The organism is Stenotrophomonas sp. SrG (assembly GCF_050031795.1).
In the GTDB taxonomy this organism is placed as follows: domain Bacteria; phylum Pseudomonadota; class Gammaproteobacteria; order Xanthomonadales; family Xanthomonadaceae; genus Stenotrophomonas; species Stenotrophomonas rhizophila_A.
This window is the reverse complement of sequence record NZ_JBNBBE010001377.1, coordinates 1-235: the sequence shown is the minus strand read 5'-3', so window position 1 is coordinate 235 and position 235 is coordinate 1. Positions and strand designations below refer to the sequence as shown.

General features: G+C 72.8%; 1 pseudogene. It reads left to right on the top strand.

Annotated features, from left to right (window positions below):
• Positions 1–235 (top strand): annotated as a pseudogene (locus ACQG3P_RS23915) (bifunctional phosphopantothenoylcysteine decarboxylase/phosphopantothenate--cysteine ligase CoaBC); the annotation flags it as partial.

Sequence of the window (235 nt, the reverse complement as noted above, 5' to 3'; positions counted from 1 at the left end):
TGGCTGCACCCGGCCACCCAGGCCAACATCAGCCTGCTGCGCGAACGCGGTGCGCAGGGGGTCGGCCCGGAAGACGGCCCGCTGGCCGAGGGCGAATCCGGTCCCGGCCGGGTGACCGAACCACATGCCATCGTGGCCGCGCTGGCCGCCCTGCAGGCTCCGGCCGATGCGCCCGAATCCCCCCCGGAACTGAAAGGCCTGCGCATGGTGATCAGCGCCGGCCCCACCTATGAAG